The 21,473-nt window shown below is 57.2% G+C and carries 22 protein-coding genes; 9 read left to right on the forward strand and 13 right to left on the reverse strand.

Features of this window, described 5'->3' with window-relative positions:
• Position 1: 1 nt before the first annotated feature.
• Both QE270_RS03935 and QE270_RS03940 read right to left on the reverse strand, forming a co-directional pair.
• Entirely contained in the window at positions 2-1,468 is a 1,467-nt protein-coding gene (locus QE270_RS03935; RefSeq protein ID WP_300035455.1) for a glycerol kinase, read from the reverse strand.
• Entirely contained in the window at positions 1,465-1,803 is a 339-nt protein-coding gene (locus QE270_RS03940; protein ID WP_300035597.1) for a hypothetical protein, read from the reverse strand. The genes QE270_RS03935 and QE270_RS03940 overlap by 4 nt, the downstream gene beginning before the upstream one ends.
• Here QE270_RS03940 and QE270_RS03945 point away from each other — a divergent pair.
• Positions 1,780-2,787 (forward strand): ligase-associated DNA damage response exonuclease, encoded by a 1,008-nt coding sequence (locus QE270_RS03945; RefSeq protein ID WP_300035589.1) that lies wholly within the window; start codon positions 1,780-1,782, stop codon positions 2,785-2,787. The genes QE270_RS03940 and QE270_RS03945 overlap by 24 nt on opposite strands.
• Positions 2,787-4,355: a cisplatin damage response ATP-dependent DNA ligase gene (locus QE270_RS03950; RefSeq protein ID WP_300035458.1), complete on the forward strand. Its 1,569-nt coding sequence runs from the start codon at positions 2,787-2,789 to the stop codon at positions 4,353-4,355. Before QE270_RS03945 ends, QE270_RS03950 begins: the two co-directional genes overlap by 1 nt.
• A gap of 10 nt (positions 4,356-4,365) precedes the next feature.
• Here QE270_RS03950 and QE270_RS03955 read toward each other — a convergent pair whose 3' ends face one another.
• The 5 genes from QE270_RS03955 to QE270_RS03975 are packed head-to-tail and all read right to left on the reverse strand — an operon-like array spanning position 4,366 to position 10,731.
• Positions 4,366-5,235, reverse strand: a complete 870-nt coding sequence (locus QE270_RS03955) for an alpha/beta hydrolase (RefSeq protein ID WP_300035461.1) — start codon at positions 5,233-5,235, stop codon at positions 4,366-4,368.
• Positions 5,232-8,645 carry an AAA family ATPase gene (locus QE270_RS03960; protein ID WP_300035464.1) on the reverse strand — a complete coding sequence of 1,138 codons (3,414 nt, stop codon included), beginning with the start codon at positions 8,643-8,645 and terminating at the stop codon, positions 5,232-5,234. Before QE270_RS03960 ends, QE270_RS03955 begins: the two co-directional genes overlap by 4 nt.
• A 52-nt stretch (positions 8,646-8,697) precedes the next feature.
• Positions 8,698-9,435: a thioredoxin domain-containing protein gene (locus QE270_RS03965; protein ID WP_300035467.1), complete on the reverse strand. Its 738-nt coding sequence runs from the start codon at positions 9,433-9,435 to the stop codon at positions 8,698-8,700.
• A gap of 28 nt (positions 9,436-9,463) precedes the next feature.
• Positions 9,464-10,147: a thioredoxin domain-containing protein gene (locus QE270_RS03970; protein ID WP_300035470.1), complete on the reverse strand. Its 684-nt coding sequence runs from the start codon at positions 10,145-10,147 to the stop codon at positions 9,464-9,466.
• Between the two features lie 44 nt (positions 10,148-10,191).
• A complete protein-coding gene (locus QE270_RS03975) occupies positions 10,192-10,731 on the reverse strand; it encodes a DciA family protein (protein WP_300035473.1) in 540 nt (179 codons plus the stop codon).
• 22 nt (positions 10,732-10,753) lie between these two features.
• On the opposite strand from QE270_RS03975, the gene QE270_RS03980 reads away from it, so the two are divergent.
• Genes QE270_RS03980 through QE270_RS03995 form a run of 4 tightly spaced genes read left to right on the forward strand, consistent with a single transcriptional unit; the run spans position 10,754 to position 14,673 of the window.
• Entirely contained in the window at positions 10,754-11,830 is a 1,077-nt protein-coding gene (locus tag QE270_RS03980; RefSeq protein ID WP_300035476.1) for an A/G-specific adenine glycosylase, read from the forward strand.
• A complete protein-coding gene (locus QE270_RS03985; RefSeq protein WP_300035479.1) occupies positions 11,827-13,128 on the forward strand; it encodes a serine hydrolase domain-containing protein in 1,302 nt (433 codons plus the stop codon). The genes QE270_RS03980 and QE270_RS03985 overlap by 4 nt, the downstream gene beginning before the upstream one ends.
• A gap of 4 nt (positions 13,129-13,132) precedes the next feature.
• Entirely contained in the window at positions 13,133-14,002 is an 870-nt protein-coding gene (gene nudC, locus QE270_RS03990) for an NAD(+) diphosphatase (protein ID WP_300035482.1), read from the forward strand.
• Positions 14,002-14,673: a DsbA family oxidoreductase gene (locus tag QE270_RS03995; RefSeq protein WP_300035485.1), complete on the forward strand. Its 672-nt coding sequence runs from the start codon at positions 14,002-14,004 to the stop codon at positions 14,671-14,673. Before nudC ends, QE270_RS03995 begins: the two co-directional genes overlap by 1 nt.
• Positions 14,674-14,683: 10 nt before the next feature.
• Here QE270_RS03995 and QE270_RS04000 read toward each other — a convergent pair whose 3' ends face one another.
• Both QE270_RS04000 and mgtE read right to left on the reverse strand, forming a co-directional pair.
• Positions 14,684-15,088, reverse strand: a complete 405-nt coding sequence (locus QE270_RS04000) for a DUF1489 domain-containing protein (protein ID WP_300035488.1) — start codon at positions 15,086-15,088, stop codon at positions 14,684-14,686.
• A gap of 24 nt (positions 15,089-15,112) precedes the next feature.
• Positions 15,113-16,522 (reverse strand): magnesium transporter, encoded by a 1,410-nt coding sequence (gene mgtE / locus QE270_RS04005; RefSeq protein WP_300035491.1) that lies wholly within the window; start codon positions 16,520-16,522, stop codon positions 15,113-15,115.
• A 156-nt stretch (positions 16,523-16,678) separates the two neighbouring features.
• Between mgtE and QE270_RS04010 the strand changes: the two genes are divergently transcribed.
• Entirely contained in the window at positions 16,679-17,128 is a 450-nt protein-coding gene (locus QE270_RS04010; RefSeq protein ID WP_300035494.1) for a peptidylprolyl isomerase, read from the forward strand.
• A gap of 59 nt (positions 17,129-17,187) precedes the next feature.
• Here the strand turns inward: QE270_RS04010 and QE270_RS04015 are convergent, their stop codons facing one another.
• Genes QE270_RS04015 through pdxH form a run of 4 tightly spaced genes read right to left on the reverse strand, consistent with a single transcriptional unit; the run spans position 17,188 to position 19,852 of the window.
• Complete coding sequence (locus QE270_RS04015) at positions 17,188-17,466, reverse strand: hypothetical protein (protein ID WP_300035497.1); 279 nt, start codon at positions 17,464-17,466, stop codon at positions 17,188-17,190.
• A 35-nt stretch (positions 17,467-17,501) separates the two neighbouring features.
• Positions 17,502-18,299, reverse strand: coding sequence for a PhzF family phenazine biosynthesis protein (locus QE270_RS04020; protein ID WP_300035500.1), 798 nt, complete (start codon positions 18,297-18,299; stop codon positions 17,502-17,504).
• Positions 18,292-19,245: a cation diffusion facilitator family transporter gene (locus tag QE270_RS04025; protein ID WP_300035503.1), complete on the reverse strand. Its 954-nt coding sequence runs from the start codon at positions 19,243-19,245 to the stop codon at positions 18,292-18,294. The genes QE270_RS04020 and QE270_RS04025 overlap by 8 nt, the downstream gene beginning before the upstream one ends.
• Before the next feature lie 10 nt (positions 19,246-19,255).
• Complete coding sequence (gene pdxH / locus QE270_RS04030) at positions 19,256-19,852, reverse strand: pyridoxamine 5'-phosphate oxidase (protein WP_300035544.1); 597 nt, start codon at positions 19,850-19,852, stop codon at positions 19,256-19,258.
• A gap of 51 nt (positions 19,853-19,903) precedes the next feature.
• On the opposite strand from pdxH, the gene QE270_RS04035 reads away from it, so the two are divergent.
• Entirely contained in the window at positions 19,904-20,371 is a 468-nt protein-coding gene (locus QE270_RS04035) for an ABA4-like family protein (protein WP_300035547.1), read from the forward strand.
• Positions 20,372-20,426: 55 nt separating this feature from the next.
• Entirely contained in the window at positions 20,427-21,350 is a 924-nt protein-coding gene (locus QE270_RS04040; protein ID WP_300035549.1) for a DnaJ C-terminal domain-containing protein, read from the forward strand.
• The last annotated feature ends 123 nt before the right edge of the window (positions 21,351-21,473 follow it).

Below are 21,473 nucleotides of genomic sequence, written 5' to 3' on the forward strand. Positions count from 1 at the left end.
ATCATTGCAGAACGCGGGCGAGTGCATTCGCCCAGCCTGCCAAGCGGGCCTCACGGGCGGCGGCGTCAAGCATCGGCGCAAAACGCGTGACCCCGCCTCGCATGCTGGCCGCATCCTCTAAGGTGGGGAATAGTCCGCAACCCACCGCCGCGAGCATCGCTGCGCCAAGCGCGGTTGTTTCGACAAAGGCAGGGCGTTCGACATCAATCGCCAACATGTCCGCAAGATCCTGCGCCATCCAGTCATTCGCCACCATCCCGCCATCAATGCGCAATTCGGCCCAATCTGCACCATCGGCGGCAAAGGCAGTTTTGAGGTCATAGGTTTGATGCGCCATCGCCTCCAACGCAGCACGGGCAACATGCGCCTTTGTCGCGGCAAAGCTCAACCCGCTAATCGTTGCGCGGGCGTCAGGTCGCCAATGCGGCGCGCCAAGGCCCGAAAGCGCAGGCACCAGATAGACGCCACCATTATCGGGCACGCTGCGCGCAAGCGGCTCAGTTTCGGCGGCATGCGCGATGAGCCCCAAATCATCGCGCAGCCATTGGACAAGGCTTCCGGCGACAAATACCGACCCTTCAAGCGCATAATGCCGCTCGCCATGTAATTGATACAATATCGTCGACAGCAAGCGGTGGCGCGATTGGCGCAATGTGGTTCCGGTTTGCGTCAGCACAAACGCGCCGGTGCCAAAGGTCGCCTTGGTCTGCCCAACGGCAAAGCAACCTTGCCCGATGGTCGCGGCTTGTTGGTCCCCCGCCATGCCCGATATGCGGATCGCGCCGCCGAAATGTTCGGGCAAGGTCTTGCCAAGGTCGCCTGCGCAATCGGTGATTTCCGGCAAGATGTCGCGTGGGACGCCAAACAGGTCCATCAACCCGTCATTCCATCCGCCGCTACCAATCGCCATGAGCCCGGTGCGCGCGGCATTGCTGGCGTCGCTGATATGGCTTCCGCCCGTCAGCCGATAGACAAGGTAGCTTTCGACCGTGCCCACCGCGAGATGTGCGCCCGCGTCCTTCAACTGCCGCCAATTTTTCAATGCCCAACCGATTTTTGATCCCGAGAAATACGGATCAAGCAACAATCCGGTTTTCGCTTGAACCACCGGCTCTTCGCCCTTCGCCTTCATCGCGGCGCAAATGTCTGCCGTCCTGCGGTCTTGCCATACAATAGCAGGGGCAAGCGGTTTGCCGGTGCGTTTGTCCCAGAACACCACGGTCTCGCGCTGATTAGTTATGCCAATGCTCACAATCCGGTCAGCGCCACCCGCCTTGGCTACCATCGCCTGGGCGCATGTAAGCGTTAAGTTCCAGATTTCCTCGGCATCATGTTCGACAAGGCCAGGTTGCGGATAATGCTGCGTTAGCGGGCGCTGGCAACTGTACACAGCGGTGCCGTCTGCTGCAAATAATACGGCGCGCGTCGATGTCGTGCCTTCGTCAATGACCAATAAATATTCGCTCATGCCTCTGCCGCGCGTAATGCGCGCCCCTCCCTTGAAAATATGAATATCGCGCGGTTGCCGAAAACCAGACGGTTGACTGCAAGCGCCATCGGCACCGAACTAACCAGCACAAAGACCATCACGTCAATATAATGCAGCCATGGCAGGTCAAAATGCTGAAAAATGTTTCGCCTGCATATAGCGTGCCCGGACGGTACAACACAAAATTCTGAACGCTGCCCGCGCATCAACATAATAAAACAGTAGCCCTGCGATTGGTTTACATCGTCCTTGCTGCACCCCATACTGGGTCTCAGAAAAGGACCGACATAATCTCCCGCACCGCCGCCCAACATTGGATAGAAACACATGCGCATGGCATTTATGTCAAGCCAGCGGACATGTGGATTGACCCATCGCGTCCTGCCGAACGTGCGTTGGTGACGCATGGTCATGCCGACCATGCGCGCAGTGACCATGGGGCCGTCTGGGCCACGCCAGAGACGCTTGCGATCATGGCGCTGCGTTATGGTACAGAGATGGGTACGCCGATCGCTTATGGTGATGGCTTTGAGGCCAATGGCGTGAAGATCAGCTTTCATCCGGCAGGACATGTTTTGGGTTCTGCGCAAATCCTGCTTGAGCATGCGGGCGAGCGGGTGGTGGTGACGGGGGATTATAAGCGGCGTTTCGACCCCACCTGCGCGCCGTTCGAAGCGGTGGCTTGCGATGTTTTGATTACCGAGGCGACCTTTGGCCTACCCGTGTTCACGCATCCACCTATCGAGGACGAGATTGCCAAATTGCTCGCCGCGCGCGAAGCCAATGCGGACGGCTGTATCGTTGTTGGAGCGTACGCGCTTGGCAAGGCACAGCGTATTATAGCTGAACTGCGCCGCGCTGGCTTCGACGCGCCCATTTACATTCACGGCGCGATGCAGAAAATGTGCGATTTATACGCGGCGCACAATGTACCTTTGGGTGAACTCATTTTGGCAACCGGACTTGCCAAGGCCGAGATGAAAGGCGCAATTGTCGTCGCGCCACCCTCGGCGATGCATGACCGCTGGGCCCAAAGGCTGCCCTATCCGATCACCGCTATGGCGTCTGGCTGGATGCGGGTGCGGCAACGCGCGCGGCAACGCAATGTCGAACTGCCGCTCGTTATTTCCGACCATGCCGATTGGACTGAACTGACCGACACTTTATTGGAGCTTCGGCCTGCCGAAACATGGATTACCCATGGCCGCACCGACGCGCTTGGGCGGTGGTGTGAATTACACCAGTTGAAGGCGCGCGCACTCGACCTCGTCGGCCGTGAAGAAGAGGATGAGAGCTGATGCATGCATTTGCGGCGCTCATCGATGGGCTAATTTATACGCGGTCGCGCGACCATAAGGTCAAGCTGATTGCTGATTATCTGCGCACGACGCCCGACGCCGATCGTGGCTGGGCGCTTGCGGCCCTTGCGGGCACGCTCAGCATATCAACGGTAAAAGCTGCGGCAATTCGGGCCATGGCGGAAGAACGGTTCGACCCGATGCTGTTCCGCATGAGCCGGGACTATGTCGGTGATACAGCGGAAACTGTGGCCCTGATGTGGCCAGACGTCAGCCAAGACGTTGTCGCACCGACGGCATCTGAAGTCATTGACATGCTGAGCGGCACAAGCCGCGCGCGTGCCCCTGCAGTGCTGGCGGAATTGATGGATAGGCTTGATGCCAATGGCCGTTATGCGCTGCTCAAATTGGCGACTGGCGGCATGCGTGTTGGCATATCCGCGCGCCTCGCCAAAACCGCCTTTGGGCAAGCCTTTGGCCTTTCCGTGGATGATGTCGAAGAGGTATGGCACGCGCTTCGTCCACCTTATGCCGAACTGTTTGCGTGGGGCGAGGGCAAATCCGAACGTCCCGACCCTGCCGATAGCGCGTTCTTTCGGCCCTTCATGCTTGCCCATCCGTTGGAGGATGGCAATGTAAATCTTGATGATTTTGTCGCCGAATGGAAATGGGATGGCATCCGCATCCAGATCGCGTCAACCGGCGGTGAAACCCGGTTGTTCAGCCGTGGCGGTGATGAAGTCACGGGCGCATTTCCCGAAATAGCTGCAGCCTTTAACGGCATCGGCGTGGTGGATGGCGAATTGCTTGTACGCGGCGATGTTCAAGGCGGCGAGGCTGCAAGCTTCAACGCCTTACAACAGCGACTGGGACGCAAGAATGTGACCGCAGCGATGCAGGCGGAATATCCAGTATTTGTGCGTCTATATGACATATTGTTCGACGGGACGGAGGATGTGCGCGCGCTGCCTTGGACAATGCGGCGCAACCGGCTTGAGATGTTCGTGGCCAAACTTGATGCGGTGCGCTTTGATCTGTCCGTTATCATTCAAGCACGCGATTTTGACCATCTGGCGGAAATGCGCGCGGCTGCGCGTGCGGTGGCGATTGAGGGCGTCATGCTCAAACGGCGTGAGTCGCCGTATTTGGCGGGCCGCAAGGTTGGCCTTTGGTACAAATGGAAACGTGAACCACTCGTGGCCGATTGCGTGATGATGTACGCGCAGCGCGGTAGCGGGAAACGCTCTTCGTTTTATTCAGACTATACCTTCGGCTGCTGGACGCCGGATGGCGCTTTGTTGCCCGTGGGTAAGGCCTATTCAGGGTTCAGCGATGAAGAATTGAAGTGGCTTGATCGCTTTGTGCGCAACAACACGGTCGCGCGTTTTGGTCCCGTGCGCGAAGTCGAAAAATCATTGGTGCTTGAGGTGGCTTTTGACGCGGTGCACGAATCCAAGCGGCACAAATCCGGCATCGCCATGCGCTTCCCGCGTATCTCGCGCTTGCGCCGGGACAAGCCCGCAGACGAGGCCGATACGATTGCTGCGTTGCGTGCGATGATTGGTTAGGGTCAGGACCCTACAGAAACGCCCTGACATCGGCCATGAAGCGGTCAAACTGGTCATGGTGTAGCCAGTGGCCGGCATTTTCATATTCCACGACCTTTGCCGTTGGGAAATGCGCTATGCGGCCATCCTTTTCGGGGTTGGATGCCCAGCTGTTGGCCCCATACATCATCAGCATCGGACAGGTGATGGACTGCCATATGGCCATCAAATCCTCACGCGGCATGTCGAATATCGCCCAGATATTGAGGTAGTTGTCGAACTTCCAGCTCCAGCTGCCGTCTTCGTTGCGGCTTATGCCATGGACCGTCAGGTGACGCGCTTGTTCGTCGGTCAAATAGCTGTTTTCGGTCTTCATCCGTTCATAAGCAGCTTCGATATTGGGGTAGCGTTTGGGCGAGCGACCGGCGGCGTTGCGTTTATCCTCAATCCATTGCCGGAAACGCTTTTGGATGCCGATCGCGTCGCGTTCGGCCTGCATCTTTGGCGACAGGCCCAATCCCTCGATATTGACCATTTTCCGGACATTTTCAGGGAACAGACCAGCATAGCGTGTCGCAATATTGCCGCCCATTGAGTGGGCGATGATGCTGACAGGTGCAAGGTTCAGCTGATGGATCAATTGCGCCATGTCATAAACAAATGTCGACATTTCATAGCTGCCATCTGGTGACCATGCGCTGTCACCATGGCCACGCAAGTCAGGTGCAATGATACGCCAATCATTGCGCAATTCCTCAGCAACCCAATCCCAACTGCGCGCGTGGTCGCGGCCGCCATGGACCAAAAGTAGCGGTGGCGCATCGGGGTTGCCCCAATCGACATAGTTCAGCCGAAGGCGTTGCGAAATAAAGCTGTTGGTGATGGGGCCATGAAAAGTCATTCTGCGGCCAGTAATTGCTCTGCGCCCCCAAGGTCAACCGATACCAGTCGGCTGATGCCCTGTTCGACCATTGTTACGCCAAACAAACGGTGCATCCGGCTCATCGTCACGGCATTGTGGGTGACGATGAGGTAGCGCGTATCGGTCTCACGCGTCATCGCGTCGAGCAAGTCGCAGAAGCGTTCGATATTGGCGTCGTCAAGTGGCGCGTCGACTTCGTCGAGCACGCAAATGGGTGCAGGGTTGGTGAGGAACAAACCAAAGATAAGCGCAACCGCCGTGAGCGCCTGTTCTCCGCCCGATAGCAAGGTTAGCGACTGAAGTTTTTTGCCCGGTGGTTGCGCGAAAATTTCGAGGCCAGCTTCCAAAGGGTCATCGCTGTCAATCAAGGCCAGATGCGCTTGTCCGCCATTGAACAACGTCGCAAACAGGCGGCGAAAGTGGCCGTCGACAGCTTCAAATGCGGTAAGCAACCGCGCGCGGCCTTCGCGGTTCAAGCTGCCGATGGATCCGCGCAGACGATTGATGGCGAGGGTAAGCTCTTCGCTTTCGGCAACGCTGGCCCCTTGCTGTGTTTCCAGTTCGGCGAGCTCATCAGCGGCGATGAGGTTGACTGGCCCGATCCGCTCCCGCTCATTTTGCAAGCGGTCGAGCCGGTTAGACTCGACGGCCGCATCGTCCATCGCATCTTCATCAAAGTTCAGCTTTTCGGGAAGGACAGGCGGCGGACATTCGAACCGTTCTCCCGAAATGCGGCCCATTTCAACGCGGCGCTGTTCCTGATTTTCGGCGCGCGCATTGGCGCCAGCGCGGGCCTCGCGGGCAACCGACAGGCGCTCCGCAGCTGCTGCCAATTCGCTTTCCAGCGCGCGCAACGTCGCTTCATGGGCCGTCTCGGCAGTTTGCAGGCCAGCGAGTTTCTCGGCCAGCTCATCTTTGTCTGCCCGCAAAGTAGCAATGTCACGCGCTAGGATTTCCGGCCTTCCCGCCATTGCCTCTTGCTCAGTAAAGATATCCGCGCTGCGTGTGTTCATTTCAGCAATCCGGCGTTCGGCTTCGCCGGCGCGTTCCTGCCAGCTGCGAATTTCGGCCATCGTCACGGCACGCCGTTCGCGGCTTTGCGCGATGCGTTGTTCCAGCGCGGACAGGTCTGCCTGATTGCGGGCCATTAAATCGCGGGTTGCCTCATGCGCGGTGGCAAGGCTTTGCACGAGGTCCGCATGATGGGACCCGTCGGGCAGGGCGTTGCGTGCCGTCTCGGCCGCTTTGCGTTCCGCTTGCGCCTCGGCCAAATCTTGCTCGGTTGCGGCCATTCTGTCGCCAAGCGCGGCCTTTGCAGACTTCAACCGCGTCAACGCATCCTCGGCTTGATCGACGGCGCGCAGTGCTTGCCGCAACTGGCCTTCAGTCCCCACACGCGCCGCGGCCGTCGTCCGGACCGCGTCCTGCGCAGCTTCAATCTTATCCGTCATCTGCAACAGGCTTTGCGCCTGTGCATCCAGTGCGACCTGCGCAGGCATGATCAGCAAATCGAGTTCCGCAAGGCGGTTGGCGCGGACCAATTGTTCTGCGATTGTGGCACCATCCCCATCGGTCGCAAAGCCATCCCAACGTCGCAGTTTTCCGGCCAACGTTACCACGCGTTCGCCAGATGCAAGCGCTTTGCCATCGTCCGTTTCCACGACACGAACCATTGACAGCCGCGCGGCCAGTTCTGGCGGTGCATCCACAAATTGGATCAGCGCATCATTGGCCAGCTTGCTCATGGGTGCGGTCCCGCCAAGCCAGCGGCGCCCCGTTTCTCCGCCAATGCTTGCATCTGCATCGTCGCCCAACGCCGCAGCCAAAGCGCGTTCATAGCCGGGCTTAACCGAAATGCGGTCAATGGCCTTGTCGCCTTGGCCCTTGGTCAAGCAGCGCTGCAGCGCGCTTTGTTCAGTTAGCAATGCGGCAAGTTCGGCCTTGGCGCTCGCGATAGCTATCTGGGCGACGTCGCGGGCAGATATCAACTCGGTCCGACGAGAGTCGGCGGCGTCATGTGCAGCAACGTCATTCTGCAATTGCGTCTGCAACGCTTGGACGCTGGCATTTGCTTCGCCTTTGGTGGCGGTATACGCGGTCTCATCTCCCAAAACGTCGCGTTCGGCGGACATGCGCTCGCACGCTTGCTCTGCCCGTTGAACCCGCGTTGACGCCGCCGCCAACGCGGCATTTGCCACGCGCGATTCGGCATCGGCGCGCGCTTGCTCGGCGGACGCATTGGCCAAAGCAATCTCGCTTTCACGCGCCTGCCGCCCGGCATTTTCTGCAGTGCGCAACAACGCGGGGCGCTCCTCCTCCTGCGCCTTAATCTGGTCTGCAAGCGTTACGCTTTCCGCCTGTAACCGCGTGAGCGCATCCGCCGCATCATGCGTCAACTTGCCTTCGCGCGCACCATCTTCGGCCATGCGCGCCGCTTGAGCTGCTAGGTCGGATTGGCGCTGGATTATGCGTTCGTGCTCGCCCGTCAACTGCACAAGCCTGTTTGAAAGGTCGTTGGCGGCATCGCGCGCAGCCATCGCGACCGCGCGGGCGTCGGCGAGTTGCTGGACCGCATCTTGCTGCTTGTCCGTCAGGACGCGCTGCGCAACCGCTGCGTCTTCGACGGCACCGGAAGCAGTATTTGCTTCAGCGCGGGCAATATCGGCCGCTGCTTTCGCCTCACGCCAGCGTACAAATATTAAACGGGCCTCGGCCTGCAGAATGTCTTTGGTCAGCGTGCGATAGCGCTCAGCTTGCTTGGCCTGACGGCGTAATTGGCCGGCCCGCGCATCCATGTCCGCAAGAATAGTTGCCAGCCGCGCAAGATTGGCCTCGGCGGCGCGCAGCTTTTGTTCGGCATCCTTCCGGCGCACGTGCAGGCCAGAGATGCCCGCCGCTTCCTCAAGCATTTGGCGGCGTTCCTGCGGCTTGTCGGAGATGATTGCGCCAATGCGGCCTTGGCTCACCAGTGCGGGCGAATGTGCGCCGGTTGCAGCATCGGCAAAAATAAGTGCAACATCCTTCGCGCGGACATCGCGGCCATTTGATCGATAAGCGGAGCCCGCCCCGCGCTCGATCCGGCGGGTGACTTCCAACTCCTCATCGGCATCGTTCTCGCCGCCTTCGTCGCTGCGCTCGGCCAATATGGTTACTTCAGCGAAATCGCGTGGCGGACGCGACGCGGTTCCGGCAAAGATCACATCTTCCATGCCCGCGCCACGCATTGACTTGGCGCTGCTTTCGCCCATTACCCAGCGAATGGCCTCAAGTAAGTTGGATTTGCCGCAACCATTGGGCCCGACAATGCCCGTGAGCCCGCTCTCAATCCTCAGTTCAGCGGGCTCGACAAAGCTTTTGAAGCCAACGAGTTTCAGCTTCTTTATCCGCAACGGGCTGTCTCCATCGCGGTTTTGGTGCTGTTATGCCCCCCCCGAGCCATATTTAGCGTGCGCCGGCCTCGACCAGCTTGCCCTTGATCTGGTTCCAAGCACCACCGTCAAGCTTCGCGCCGTTCAACAGGAACGAAGGCGTACCCGATATGCCATCATCCTTGGTTCCACGCTCTGTCATTTTGATGAGATTATCAATCGCAGCTTTATCCGACAGGCATGATTTGGCTTGGTCTTCGCTGATACCGCGTGACTTCACAAATTCAATCAGGCCCATCTTGGTGCCAAGCAAGGTTGCAATCTGCTCAGGCGCCATTTTCTGCATCGCCTGCTGATCTGCCTCCGTCACGGTGCTGAGTTTGCCAAGCCAGATTGCCTGTTCAGCGTATAGCTGTTCAGTCAGCGGGAAGAATGCCTCCGGGCCACTGCATTGCGCCAGAAGGAAACCAGGAATGTCCTGAATGCCATGCACGAGGAATGGGCGATATTCAAAGGACACAGTGCCATCATTAACGATCTTGTTAAGTTCTTCGGTCGATTGCACCGAGAATTGTGCGCAGCCTGGACAGCTGATGGCGCCATATTCGATAAGCTTCAATTTCGCGCTTGGATTGCCCATTTGATAGCCGCCAAATTCGGTTTTGGACACCACGTCGATCCACGCCTTGCCAGCAGGCGATGCGACCTTAGCAATGGGTTCACCCTTTGGCGGGCCTGCGGTGTCGCTGCTGCCGCAGGCTGCCAGTGCAAATGCGGCAGCAGTTGTGATGATGAATGTCTTAATGCGCATAGGAAATCCTTCAGTCTGGGATGTTGGTTTATTTTAAGAGAGCCGCCAGTTCGGCAGCACTGTGCACATGATCTTGCAAAACGCCGTTGATGAGGAATGACGGAGTGCCGCGCACACCAAGCTTAGCTCCAGCGTCAGTCATGCCCACGACTGCATTGAACGCAGCCTTATCCGCTAAGCAAGCCTTCGCTTGTGCTGGCGTGATCCCGCGCTGTTGCATGATGGGACCAAGACCGATTTCATCAAAGGTCCCAATCATGAACCCAGAAAAATCTTGGGCCTTCAGTTTTGCTTGTGTGGCTGCACTGATATTTTTGGTTTTGCCAAGCCATACAGATTGCGTGGATAAGAGCTGCTTATGGTTTCCAAAAAAATTGCCCTTTCCGCCGCATCGCGCAAGCACGGCGGCAGTCAGGTCAACAGGGTTTAGCACCATGTTTCGGATTTCAAGGCTGGCCTTACCGGTCGATACAAATTGTGCCTTGAATGCTGGCGATTCATTGGCTTCAAAATCTGCACAATGCCCGCAGGTGTAGCTGAGATACTCCACCACCTTTTTCGGGGCGGCAGGGTTGCCGAGGACATGGGCGCCTTTGGCCGTTACCGTGACGGTCGACAGCCATTTATTGGGTGCAGGCGCGGCGAGCAGCCCGGCCGAGATTGCCGTCACACTTACAAAAGCAGCAGCCAGGTATTTTTTTAACGGCAACATAACTGTGAGCCTCAGTCTTGAAAAACTATCTTGCGCATCTGGTATTACTCGCCGCCTTTGGCAAGGCTTTTTGCAAGGCTTTCCAGAACGGCAAACAGCTCTGGGTCGCCAATTTCACGCAAGGATTCGCCGAGCTCCATGGGTACAGGTTTCAGCATGGGCGGGGGTGATGGCTGCCGAGGCTTCGGTTTGGACACGGGGCCTTGCCGAACCTTGACGCGAGCGACTGCGCCATAGCCGAAAAAACGGTTCACCCGGTCCATGATTTCAGGAAGGACATGCTGGATCATGGTGGCGTGCGCACCTTCCACGGTCAGTTCAAGTGTACCGTCGGATTTCTTGCCCACCGGAAAACGGATGGCTTCTGGCGCGGATACAGCGGCATAGCGCGCGCCAACAATTTCATCCCAGCGGCTAACGACCGAGCTTTGCACAAAACCGAACCGGCGAAATGCCGCACGACCAATATCGGGCATCAGCGCGGATACGGCGCGTGCCTCTCCACCGCGCGGACGCTGAAATGTTTTGGGCGTCAGTGCCTTTTTGGTGCCTATTGGCGGTGTTGCTGACTTGCCTTTATCCATTGTCTCATCCATGCCATTTTGAATGGCAGACGTCCAACAATCCGAATATTATTCTGGGGATATCGCCCGGCAGTTGTTGTCACATTATGACGCGCATGCCCGCACGCTCCCATGGCGCAAGCCGCCGGGTGCGGGTTTTGCCAACCCCTATCATGTCTGGCTGTCAGAAATCATGCTGCAGCAGACAACAGTTGCAGCGGTGGGTTCCTATTTCCAAAAGTTCACGCACATCTGGCCAAGCTTTGCGGCACTTGCTGCGGCAGAGGAGGCCGATGTCATGGCGGCATGGGCAGGCCTTGGTTATTATGCCCGCGCACGCAATTTGCTTAAATGCGCGCGGGCGGTAGTGACGGAGCATGGAGGCCGTTTACCGGAAACCGAGGCGGAGTTGCTAAAGTTGCCGGGTGTGGGCCCCTATACCGCCGCCGCCATTGCCGCGATAGCGTTCGGGCAAAGGGCAGTGGTCGTTGATGCCAATGTCGAACGCGTCGTGTCGCGGTTATTTGCAATTTCCACCCCATTGCCGCAGTCGAAGCCGCTGATCCGTGCGGCGACCGATAGCATTACGCCCGATGGCCGCGCCGGAGACTTCGCGCAGGCCATGATGGATTTGGGCGCGGGCATGTGTTCGGTGCGCGCGCCGTCTTGTCTCGTTTGCCCCGTTGCATTTGCCTGCGAGGGCATGCGTCTGGGCAATCCCGAAGTTTACCCTGCTAAAACGCCCAAGGCGGCAAAGCCCCAGCGGACCGGCAGCGTCTACTGGATTCAGCGGGGCGATCTTGTTTGGCTCACCCGCCGAGCGGACAAGGGATTGCTCGCAGGCATGCGCGCACTGCCTGACGATCAATGGACAGCGCGTTTGGATGGCCATTCCACCCCTCCTGCGCCAGCGGCATGGCGGCGATTGCCGGTGCAAGTGTCGCATGTTTTTACCCATTTTTCGCTTCTTCTCGATATTGCCGTTACGGCATGGCCAGCGGGTGCCGCTGACCCGGGTGAGGGCGAATGGTGGCCGTTAAAATCGCTCGACAAGGCTGGCCTGCCAACCGTATTCAGAAAAGCAACAGAAGCGGCAATGAACGCAGGAGAGAGAATATGAGCGTGCAAGATAGTGGTCAGGCAATGATTGGCCGGCGCGGGTTTTTATCGTGGGGTGGTCAATTGGCAGCGGCTGGCGCTTTCGGCGCATTTGCGCCTGCGCGGCTTTGGGCAGGTGCGGCCGATCTATATCCCACTATCCGGACACAGTTTGAAAGCTATGTCTCTTCGGGAAAGCTCCCTGGCATTCTCGCCACCATTGGCCGCGCAGCCGGAATGCCGGATTTGATCGCTGTAGGAACGCAAGGGCTGGGTGAGAAAACGCCTGTAGATATTGATACCTTGTGGCGCGTTTACTCAATGACCAAGCCAATCACGGGCATGGCCGCGATGATTTTGGTCGGCGAAGGCAAGATGAAGCTCGACCAACCGATTGCCGATTTCTTGCCAGAATTTGCCAATATGACGGTTCTTACCAACCCTGAAAAAAACCTGGATGCAGTCCCCGCGAAGACCCAGATTACCGTGCGCCACCTGCTGACGCACACAGCTGGCCTTGGATATTCGATCGTCACAAAGGGACCATTGCTTCAGGCCTATCTCGATAATGGCATTACCCCCGGAATCATAAGTCGCTTCCCCATTCCTGGTCAGCCAGCGAGTAAACCGACACCCGACCTTAAAACATTCTCCGAACGTTTGGCGAAGCAGCCTTTGATTGCCGAGCCAGGAACGAAATGGAGCTATTCGATCTCGCTCGATCTGCTTGGCCGCGTAATTGAGGTCGCAAGCGGAATGGATTTTGAGGCGTTCCTGAAGACCCGCATCTTTGAACCGCTGAAAATGAACAGCAGTTATTTTCAGGTTCCAGCGTCGGAAACCAAACGCTTTGTGTCGAACTATGCGCCCGTGAATGGTATGCTTTTCCCAATCGATCCTGCAGCGACGAGCATTTACCTCGACAAGCCAGCTTTCGCCTTTGGCGGCGCTGGCCTTGTCACTTCTGCGCGCGATTATGATCGTTTCCTGAACATGCTTGCCAATTACGGCGAGCTTGACGGTGTGCGCATCATGTCAACCGCAACAGCAAAGCTGGCCATGTCCGACTTGTTGCAGGCTGCTGTTTCTACCACCGGTACTTTTGCCGATGGCGCTGGCTTTGGTGCTGGCGGCAGGGTGGGCAAGGGCGCTAATGATGGCGTGTATGGCTGGGGCGGCGCTGCCGGGACGGTCGCCTTTGTTGATCCAAAACGCAAAGTGCGCGCGGTCTTGATGGCGCAATATATGCCGAGCAACGTCTACCCGTTTAACGAAAACTTTGCCAAATGGGTCCTTCAAGACCTAGGTCGGCCAGCCTGATCCGATGATGGCTCCTGGTTTTACGGGCTCGCCGCTCGATCGCGCTGACCGCGTCCGCAACGATGCAGAAGCCTATGGCGCGCTGCTGGGTGACTTGCGCGCGCGGGTGCTGGGACTTGATGGGCTTGATCCAAGGGTCAGCGACGCAGGTGGCCTGCACTGGCATTCTTTTGCCGAGCTTGAGGGGTCGGAAGAACTGATCCTGCTTGGCCTTGCCGACGGCAAACCGCATTTCGTGGCTTTGGTTGATGCAACGGGTGACGCGTTTCGTTCACCGGCCATTTGGCGCGCATTATCAATGCTGCCAGCCGAAGACGCTGCGATCTACGGCACGGCGCGCAGCCTTATCGAATGGCATAATGGCCACCGCTTTTGTGGACGCTGCGGCGCGGCGACAATATTGTTCCGCGCTGGCTGGGGCCGCAAATGCGGCAATTGCCAAAAGGAACATTTTCCGCGCACTGACCCTGTCGTCATCATGCTGGCTGAATTTGAAGGCAAGGCATTGGTCGGGCGGCAGTCGCGTTTCCCGCCCGGCAATTATTCGGCGCTCGCTGGCTTTCTAGAGCCCGGTGAATGCATTGAAGAGGCGGTCCGTCGCGAAATACATGAGGAAGCGGGGGTCACTTGCGGTGCAGTCCGTTATATTACCAGCCAGCCATGGCCCTTTGGCGGATCGCAATTGATGATTGCGTGCACGGCCGATGCGCTTGGGGATGAACTCACGCTCGACACGGACGAGATTGAAGATGCGATGTGGGTGACCAAGGATGAAGCCATGGCTGCTCTGAAGGGCGAGACCGACCGTCGCTTTAACGCGCCGCCGCCTTTCGCCATTGCGCACAGCCTGTTGCGGCATTGGGTAAATCAGTAATGGCCGCCGCCGTTCCGTTGCGCATCGACATCGTCTCGGACGTGGTATGCCCATGGTGCATCATTGGCCTGAAGCAAGTTGAGCAGGCTCTCACGCTTGTTGGCCAAGACATTGCCGCCGAAACGCACTGGCACCCGTTTCAACTGAACCCCCACATGCCGCCAGAAGGCGAAGATACCGCAGAGCATATCGCGCGCAAATATGGCAGCACGCCCGAACAAAGCCGCATTAACCGGAGCAGGCTGTCCGACATAGGCAACAGCGTCGGTTTTGCGTTCAATTATGGCGAAGGCATGCGCATTTACAATACGTTCAACGCGCATAAATTGCTGACCATCTTTGGCAGCGAACGCGGATGGCGCGCACAAACTGCGCTGAAAATGGCTTTGTTCACAGCCTATTTTCAGGACCGTAGTGATGTGAGCGATACCGACGTCTTGTGCGATATTGCCGAGGCGCAGGGTATGGACCGCGCCGTGGCTTTGGCATGGATCAATGATGCTGCACTTACCGAAACCGTGCGGGCCGAAATGGAGCATTGGACTGACCAGAATATCACGGGCGTTCCCGCAATCATTTTCGATCAGAAATATATGGTACCCGGTGCGCAAAGCGCCGAGACATTTGCCGATGTGATTAACAAGGTACTGACCAAGCGCGCAGCGGCTTAGGGTCCTGACCCTAGACCAGCCCCATTTTCATTAACTCATTCAGCATCTTTGGCGACATCTCGTCGCGGCCGTCGGTTTCGATGGAATCGAGATCAGGCGGGGCGTTGGCTTCTTCAAGATAGCGCCAGCCCTGATGCGCGCGCTTTGGCGTTGAGCGGACCGCGATGAGGCGCGGTTCAATGCGGATCCAATGCCGACCAGCACCGTTTTCCATAAATCCAATAATCGGGCTTCTGCCGATAATCGTGTGCGTGTGAATCCAATATAATGATCCGCCCGCCATTTCGTCGACGCGTTTGGGCAAATAGCGGGTGGTTATGCGCACCTCGCCATCTTGGGCGTAAGCCGCAAGGCGTTCACGCAAGTGCTTTGGGCTTTCTGCGCCAAAGGCTATTTTGGTCATGTTCAGTGGCATAGGTTGTATCTGGGAACCGGGTGTTTAACCGACAAGGCCGCTGAATACCGCAAGGCTAAGAAAAATGAGGAAGCCCATCGAGTCAGTGATCATCGTCACGAAAACAGAACTGGCAACCGCGGGGTCTTGGTCGAATCTGTCGAGCATTACCGGAATGAAAACCCCCGCAAATCCGGCGAGCAGGATGTTACACTGCATGGCCGCCGCAATGACGAAGCCCAGATGAAAATTCTGAAACCACAACGTCACGCCAATCCCTGCAAGCGCAGCTATTGTTGCGCCGTTCATGAACGCAATGGCCATTTCGCGCTTGATCGCGCGGCGGGTATTCGAATCGGTCAGTTGGTTCGTCGCAATCGCACGGACCGTAACGGCCAAAGTCTGCGTACCGGCATTGCCGCCAACGCCGGCAACGATGGGCATCAGCACGGCGAGTGCTACCATGTGTTCGATGGCGGCACCGAAGAAGCTAATCACGCTCGATGCAACCAAGGCGGTCCCCAGATTCGCGATCAACCACCGCACGCGCGCTTTGTAGCTGTCGGCTATCGGCTCGTTGATATCGCCATCGCCAGCGCCGGACAGGCGGAGAATATCTTCGTCCGCTTCTTCCTGAATGATGTGGACGATATCATCGGCGGTGATAACTCCGACCAACCGGCCAGAAGCATCGACAACTGCAGCTGAAATCAGGGCATATTTCTGGAAGCGTAAGGCGACTTCTTCCTGATCCATGTCGACAGGGATCAGGGTCTGCTCGTGCATCATGATGTCGCTGACCGGAACTGTGCGTTCACTGCGCATAATCCAACTTAGCTTGCATGTGCCAACGGGCTTATGCTGCGGGTCGACCACGAAGACTTCCCAGAATTCGGTGGTCAGATCCTGATGATCACGCAGATAATCGATCAGCTGACCAACAGTCATATGCTCGGGCACCGCGACCAATTCGCGCTGCATGATTCGACCAGCCGATTCGTCGGGATATGAAAGCGCGTCTTCAATGACTGCGCGGTCTTCTGGGTCCAGTTCGGCAAGCACCGCTTGCTGGTCCTCAGCCTCCATATCCTCGATAATCGCAACTGCATCATCGGAATCGAGTTGCCCTGCGAGCCCTGCAACCTGCGCGGCAGGCAGAGCATCAATAATATCCTCACGGACATAATCATTGACCTCGGCCAGCACTTCGGCGCTCATCAAGTCGCCAAGGCTTATGGCAAGTTCGCCGCGCCTTTCGGATGGCGTCAGTTCGAGAAGGTCGGCAATGTCAGCTTCGTGGAGTGGCTCCACCAACCGGCGTACTTCGTTTAGGTTTCCGTCTTCAACAGCATCGAGAACGCGGTCAACATAGTCGCGGGTGAGGCGGTTGTCCTCATCCAGAGTTTCAACAATTTCGGTGTCGATGATGTTCGGGCTGGCGATGTCGCTGGTCATGTGCGGGCCTCCCGATTTTCAATTTGGAACCATGATGTAAATAATGGCCCCTCCTACGCAGGCAGCGTCAAAATGCAATGATTTTGGCTTTGCACCGATGCGATGCATCCACTAGGGCAACCGTCATCTATTTGCCAAGCCTGAAGGAACATCAATATGGCCGATGAAACACTTACTCTCTCACTCGACAGCGGCGACGTTGTCATCAAGCTTCGCCCTGATTTGGCGCCAAATCATGTTGCCCGCATCACGGAACTTGCCGGCGAAGGTTTTTATGACGGTGTGAAGTTCCACCGCGTTATTCCTGGTTTTATGGCGCAGGGCGGTTGCCCCAATGGAACGGGCATGGGCGGATCATCCAAGCCCAATCTGAAGCAGGAATTTAATGCTGAGCCACATGTGCGCGGGGTATGCTCAATGGCGCGGACGAATGATCCGAACACCGCCAACAGCCAGTTCTTCATCTGCTTTGACGATGCCAGCTTCCTGGACCGTCAGTATACGGTATGGGGCCAAGTCATCAGCGGCATGGAGCATGTCGACGCTCTGCCAAAGGGTGAGCCACCTGCGAACCCAGGCGTGATCCGCAAGGCTACCGTTGCCTAAAATAGAAACGCGCGGGAGGCCAGTTGGCATCCCGCGCGTCTTACGCGTTTACGACGCTGTTATTGCGAAGGCTCTGGCGGGCGCATTGCTGCCATAGCGGTTTTCAATTCTTCCAAAGAAATCTTGTCGTCTTTGTCCGCGTCGATAATTGGGAAATACTGAACCAATGGCCCTTGTGCTTCGTCCTTTGCGATGAAGCCGTCCTTGTTGGCGTCCATGAATGCCACAATCTGTTCTGGTTGTGGCGTGCCGCCGCTTGGCGGGGGCGGTGGGGCATCTTGCGCCATTACGGCGGGTGAAAGCAGGAGTGCCGACAAAAGGGCTAATGACTTCAGCATGAATGATCCTTTAAACAATAGAATGTCGTTGATGGTCAGCGCAAGCTGAACACACCCTTTACTACCGTAAAACAATGGCCTGACAACCAAACTCTGTCGCCCTCTAATTGGCAGCCCAAATATCCACCGCGCGCCGAAGCCTGATACGCGGTGAAATGGTCGCGGCCGAGCACCGACGCCCAATAAGGCGCAATGACGGCATGCGCGCTGCCCGTGACGCTATCTTCATCAACACCTGCACCCGGGACGAAGACTCTGCTGACGATGTCGGTATCTTCCCCGCGCGCCGTGGCGGTAAAGCTATCATCGCCCAGCGTTGCGAGCGCCTTCATATTGGGTTTGAGTGCCAATATTTCCGCTGCCGTAGCATATACGAACATATTGTAGCTGTCGGGGTTGCTACGCATCGACAAGGGCTTGCCGCCCATCGCGGCCATCATTTCGGGATTATCGACCTGCTCGGTCGGAATGGCGGGTAACGCTACGGCATATCCATCACCTTCGCGTCGCACCTCTAACATGCCTGCCTTGCGTGTGCGCAGGGTCACGCGGTCAAGGGCAGGATTTTGGCTTAGGATGATATGCCCGCTTGCCAATGTCGCATGACCGCACAGGCGAATTTCTACGGCTGGCGTAAACCAGCGTAGTTCATAATCCGCTGCGCCAGTTTGATCCGGCACGTAAAATGCGGTCTCGGCGAAATTATTCTCCTCGGCAATCGCCTGAAGCACATCGTCATCAAGCCATTGCGCAAGCGGCATGACTGCGGCCTGATTGCCGGTGAACGGGCGGTCTGCAAATGCATCGACGTGAAAATAGGGCAGGTCAGTCATGCGGATGGTCATGATGCTCGATAGTTTCCGAAGGCAAATATCCCATTTCGTCTTTATGCCCCTCAGGATCGGGGTGAATGAGCACCTCCACGCCGGGGAATTCGTCCATCAATGCTTGTTCAACTTCATCCATGATTTGGTGCGCAGCTTCTACGGTCATGTTCGGGTCGACCCACACATGGAACTGGCAGAAATCATGCACGCCGCTTGAACGGGTCCGCATGTCGTGAATACCCCGCAATTCGGGATGGCGAAGCGCGACCTCAATAAACCGTTGCCGTTTTTCCTGCGGCCATTCGCGGTCGAGCAATTGGTCAAGTGCTAGGCCTGCCGCGCGGTAAGCGCCCCACAGCAACCAAGCGGCAATCGCTAAACCGAATAGCGGGTCGGCCCCGCGCACATTCAGCATAGTGTCGAGCAGAATCGCGATGATCACCGCGATATTGAGCAACAGATCGCTTTGATAATGGACATGGTCCGCCTGAATGGCGACAGATCCGGTTTTAAGGACCACATAGCGTTGATAGGCAAGTAAGCCCAAGGTCGTGATAATCGCGATGATGGAGACGCCGATGCCATATTCAGGATGGTCAGTTGGTGCTTGATCACCAAACCGCACAATGGCGCGCCATGCAATGAGAATGGCCGATACCGTTACCAATATGACCTGAAGCAATGCAGACAAGGCCTCCGCCTTGCCATGGCCGAAGCGGTGGTCGTCATCGGCTGGCATCGCGGCGTAGCGAACGCTAAATAACGTAAGCAATGACGCCAGCACATCAAAAGCTGTATCTGCCAGCGACCCCAATAAGGCAACCGAGCCTGTTTCGGCAGCTGCAAAGATTTTAAGTGCCAGCAGGAACAGAGCCATACTGACGCTGGCAATCGCTGCCTTTTTGGTCAGGTCACCATGTGCATGGTGATGGTGGTTATGGGCAAGGCTCATAGTGTATCCGTCACGGGAACAGCATTCCGGTTGTCCAGCCGTCGCCATCGCGTTCATATAACCAGCGTTCGTGCAGGCGAAATTCCCGGTCTTGCCAGAATTCGATCCGTTCCGGGTTCACCATCCAGCCGGACCAATGCGGCGGGCGCGGAATGTCCTGACCATCAAACCGGGCTTCCACTTCGGCGAAACGCGCTTCAAAGGTCGCGCGATCTGCAAGGGGGCGGGACTGGTCTGATGCCCATGCGCCAAGCTGCGAATTGCGGGAACGCGTTGCAAAATACGCGTCGGCTGTGGCGTCGTCGACCGGATTGGCCGCACCCTCAATGCGAATTTGCCGGCGAAGCGATTTCCAGTGAAACAGCAAGGCAACATGCCCATTGTCGGACAATTGCATGGCCTTGCGGCTTTCGAAGTTCGTGTAGAAAACGAACCCGCCATGCGTGCCGAGGTCGCGGCCATGCCCCTTCAACAACACCATGCGCACCGAAGGCTGGCCATCGGCGCCCGTGGTCGCCAATGCCATCGCGTTGGAGTCATTTAGTTCGGTGGTTCGCGCTTCGGCAAACCATGCGTCGAACAGGCTAAAGGGATCGGGTCTTTCCATCGCTGATCAATAGGCTAGACTGATGCCGGTTAAAAGGGGCTAGACGATAAAATGAACTGGGAAATGATATTCGGTGTCGCAAACGCATGGGCTTTGCTTGGTTGGTTGGCCTTGGCGTTCGTGCCAAAGCGAGAGATTGTGGTGCCGATTGTATTTTTTGCAGACTCGGTCTTGCTCGCATGCCTATATGCGGGCCTTATCATTCCGTTGATGGCAGGTCTGATTTCGGATGGTGGACCAACTGGTCGTCCGGCGGCAGATTTCAGCAGCTTGGCAGGCGTTATGGCGCTTTTTGATTCCCCCGGCGGTGCGACCATCGGCTGGATTCATTATCTGGCCTTTGACCTGTTTGTCGGCACCTGGATTTCGCGCAATGCGGATAGGCACAGGGTATCCCGTTGGTTTCAGATCCCGATATTGTTCTTTACCCTGATGGCAGGGCCGATTGGCTTGCTGCTCTATCTTCTGCTACGCCAGTTAAAGGGTGAAAAACCCGAAAATGCAGCGGTTCCAAGTTGACTCCCGGCACTGTAATACCAATGTAAGACGGATAGTTTGAGTAACAGGGACAAGAATGGCAGATCCTTATTCCATATTAGGTGTGTCCAAAGGGGCGGACGAAAAGGCGATTAAGATCGCCTATCGCAAGCTGGCAAAGGAATTGCACCCCGACAAGAACAAGGACAATTCGAAAGCGTCGGATCGGTTTAGCGAAGTCACGCAAGCCTATGACCTTTTGTCCGATGCCAAAAAACGCGGCCAATATGATCGCGGTGAGATTGACGAAAATGGACAGCCACGTTTTGCTGGCAACCCGTTTGGTGGCGGTGGTGGCTACAGCCAAGGCGGCCCAAATGGTGGCAATTTCGACTTCGGCAGCGGCGGAATTGACCTTGGCGATATTTTCGATGGCCTGTTTGGTGGCGGCGGGGCACGCCCCGGCGGTGGTCCCGGACCCCGCCCGCAACATGCTCCCCCACCCAAAGGCGCAAATATTGCCTATGAACATCTCGTATCGTTCACAGACGCCGCAACGCTTGCACCGCAGCGCATCCTGCTGGGCGATGGGAAGACGGTGGAGTTCAAACTGCCCGCTGGCATCGTGGCCGGACAGCAAATCCGCATCCCCGGCCGTGGGCAAGCCGGACCCGGTGGCAATGGCGATGCGATGGTAACGCTTAAGCTAGGCAAACATCCGGACCTGGTCCGCGACGGCGATAACATCCGCATTGACCTTCCGATTTCGCTGAAAGAGGCGGTGGTAGGCAGCAAGGTTAAGGTGCCAACCGTTGATGGCGCAGTCATGCTCACGGTTCCACCGCGTACCAATTCCGGCGCAGTGTTGCGTATCAAGGGGCGTGGTTTCACAGCCAAGACAGGCGCGCGGGGTGATCAACTGGTGACGTTGATGATCCATTTGCCGACCGATCCTGCGGAACTAGAACGGCTGAGCGGTGGTCTTTCGGACAGTTCTGTCCGGGAGAATATGGGTGTCTGAAATTTCGCCTTTGTCACCGGAGGCGCGCGCGCACCTTCCGGCGGCAAAACACGCCGATGAAAGCGAAGCCAAATGGTTCGCGCGCCTTGGCCGTCCGCGTCAGATCATTGAAGTGGTCAAGCG

This window comes from Sphingorhabdus sp., assembly GCF_029865925.1.
In the GTDB taxonomy this organism is placed as follows: domain Bacteria; phylum Pseudomonadota; class Alphaproteobacteria; order Sphingomonadales; family Sphingomonadaceae; genus Sphingorhabdus_B.

Bases quoted from the DNA above. Each gene is read 5' to 3' on its own strand.
- QE270_RS03935 (WP_300035455.1), bottom strand. From the start codon at position 1,468: ATGAGCGAATATTTATTGGTCATTGACGAAGGCACGACATCGACGCGC.
- QE270_RS03940 (WP_300035597.1), bottom strand. From the start codon at position 1,803: ATGTTGGGCGGCGGTGCGGGAGATTATGTCGGTCCTTTTCTGAGACCC.
- QE270_RS03950 (WP_300035458.1), top strand. From the start codon at position 2,787: ATGCATGCATTTGCGGCGCTCATCGATGGGCTAATTTATACGCGGTCG.
- QE270_RS03955 (WP_300035461.1), bottom strand. From the start codon at position 5,235: ATGACTTTTCATGGCCCCATCACCAACAGCTTTATTTCGCAACGCCTT.
- QE270_RS03965 (WP_300035467.1), bottom strand. From the start codon at position 9,435: ATGCGCATTAAGACATTCATCATCACAACTGCTGCCGCATTTGCACTG.
- QE270_RS03970 (WP_300035470.1), bottom strand. From the start codon at position 10,147: ATGTTGCCGTTAAAAAAATACCTGGCTGCTGCTTTTGTAAGTGTGACG.
- QE270_RS03975 (WP_300035473.1), bottom strand. From the start codon at position 10,731: ATGGATAAAGGCAAGTCAGCAACACCGCCAATAGGCACCAAAAAGGCA.
- QE270_RS03980 (WP_300035476.1), top strand. From the start codon at position 10,754: ATGGCAGACGTCCAACAATCCGAATATTATTCTGGGGATATCGCCCGG.
- QE270_RS03985 (WP_300035479.1), top strand. From the start codon at position 11,827: ATGAGCGTGCAAGATAGTGGTCAGGCAATGATTGGCCGGCGCGGGTTT.
- nudC (WP_300035482.1), top strand. From the start codon at position 13,133: ATGATGGCTCCTGGTTTTACGGGCTCGCCGCTCGATCGCGCTGACCGC.
- QE270_RS03995 (WP_300035485.1), top strand. From the start codon at position 14,002: ATGGCCGCCGCCGTTCCGTTGCGCATCGACATCGTCTCGGACGTGGTA.
- QE270_RS04000 (WP_300035488.1), bottom strand. From the start codon at position 15,088: ATGCCACTGAACATGACCAAAATAGCCTTTGGCGCAGAAAGCCCAAAG.
- mgtE (WP_300035491.1), bottom strand. From the start codon at position 16,522: ATGACCAGCGACATCGCCAGCCCGAACATCATCGACACCGAAATTGTT.
- QE270_RS04010 (WP_300035494.1), top strand. From the start codon at position 16,679: ATGGCCGATGAAACACTTACTCTCTCACTCGACAGCGGCGACGTTGTC.
- QE270_RS04015 (WP_300035497.1), bottom strand. From the start codon at position 17,466: ATGCTGAAGTCATTAGCCCTTTTGTCGGCACTCCTGCTTTCACCCGCC.
- QE270_RS04020 (WP_300035500.1), bottom strand. From the start codon at position 18,299: ATGACTGACCTGCCCTATTTTCACGTCGATGCATTTGCAGACCGCCCG.
- QE270_RS04025 (WP_300035503.1), bottom strand. From the start codon at position 19,245: ATGAGCCTTGCCCATAACCACCATCACCATGCACATGGTGACCTGACC.
- pdxH (WP_300035544.1), bottom strand. From the start codon at position 19,852: ATGGAAAGACCCGATCCCTTTAGCCTGTTCGACGCATGGTTTGCCGAA.
- QE270_RS04035 (WP_300035547.1), top strand. From the start codon at position 19,904: ATGAACTGGGAAATGATATTCGGTGTCGCAAACGCATGGGCTTTGCTT.
- QE270_RS04040 (WP_300035549.1), top strand. From the start codon at position 20,427: ATGGCAGATCCTTATTCCATATTAGGTGTGTCCAAAGGGGCGGACGAA.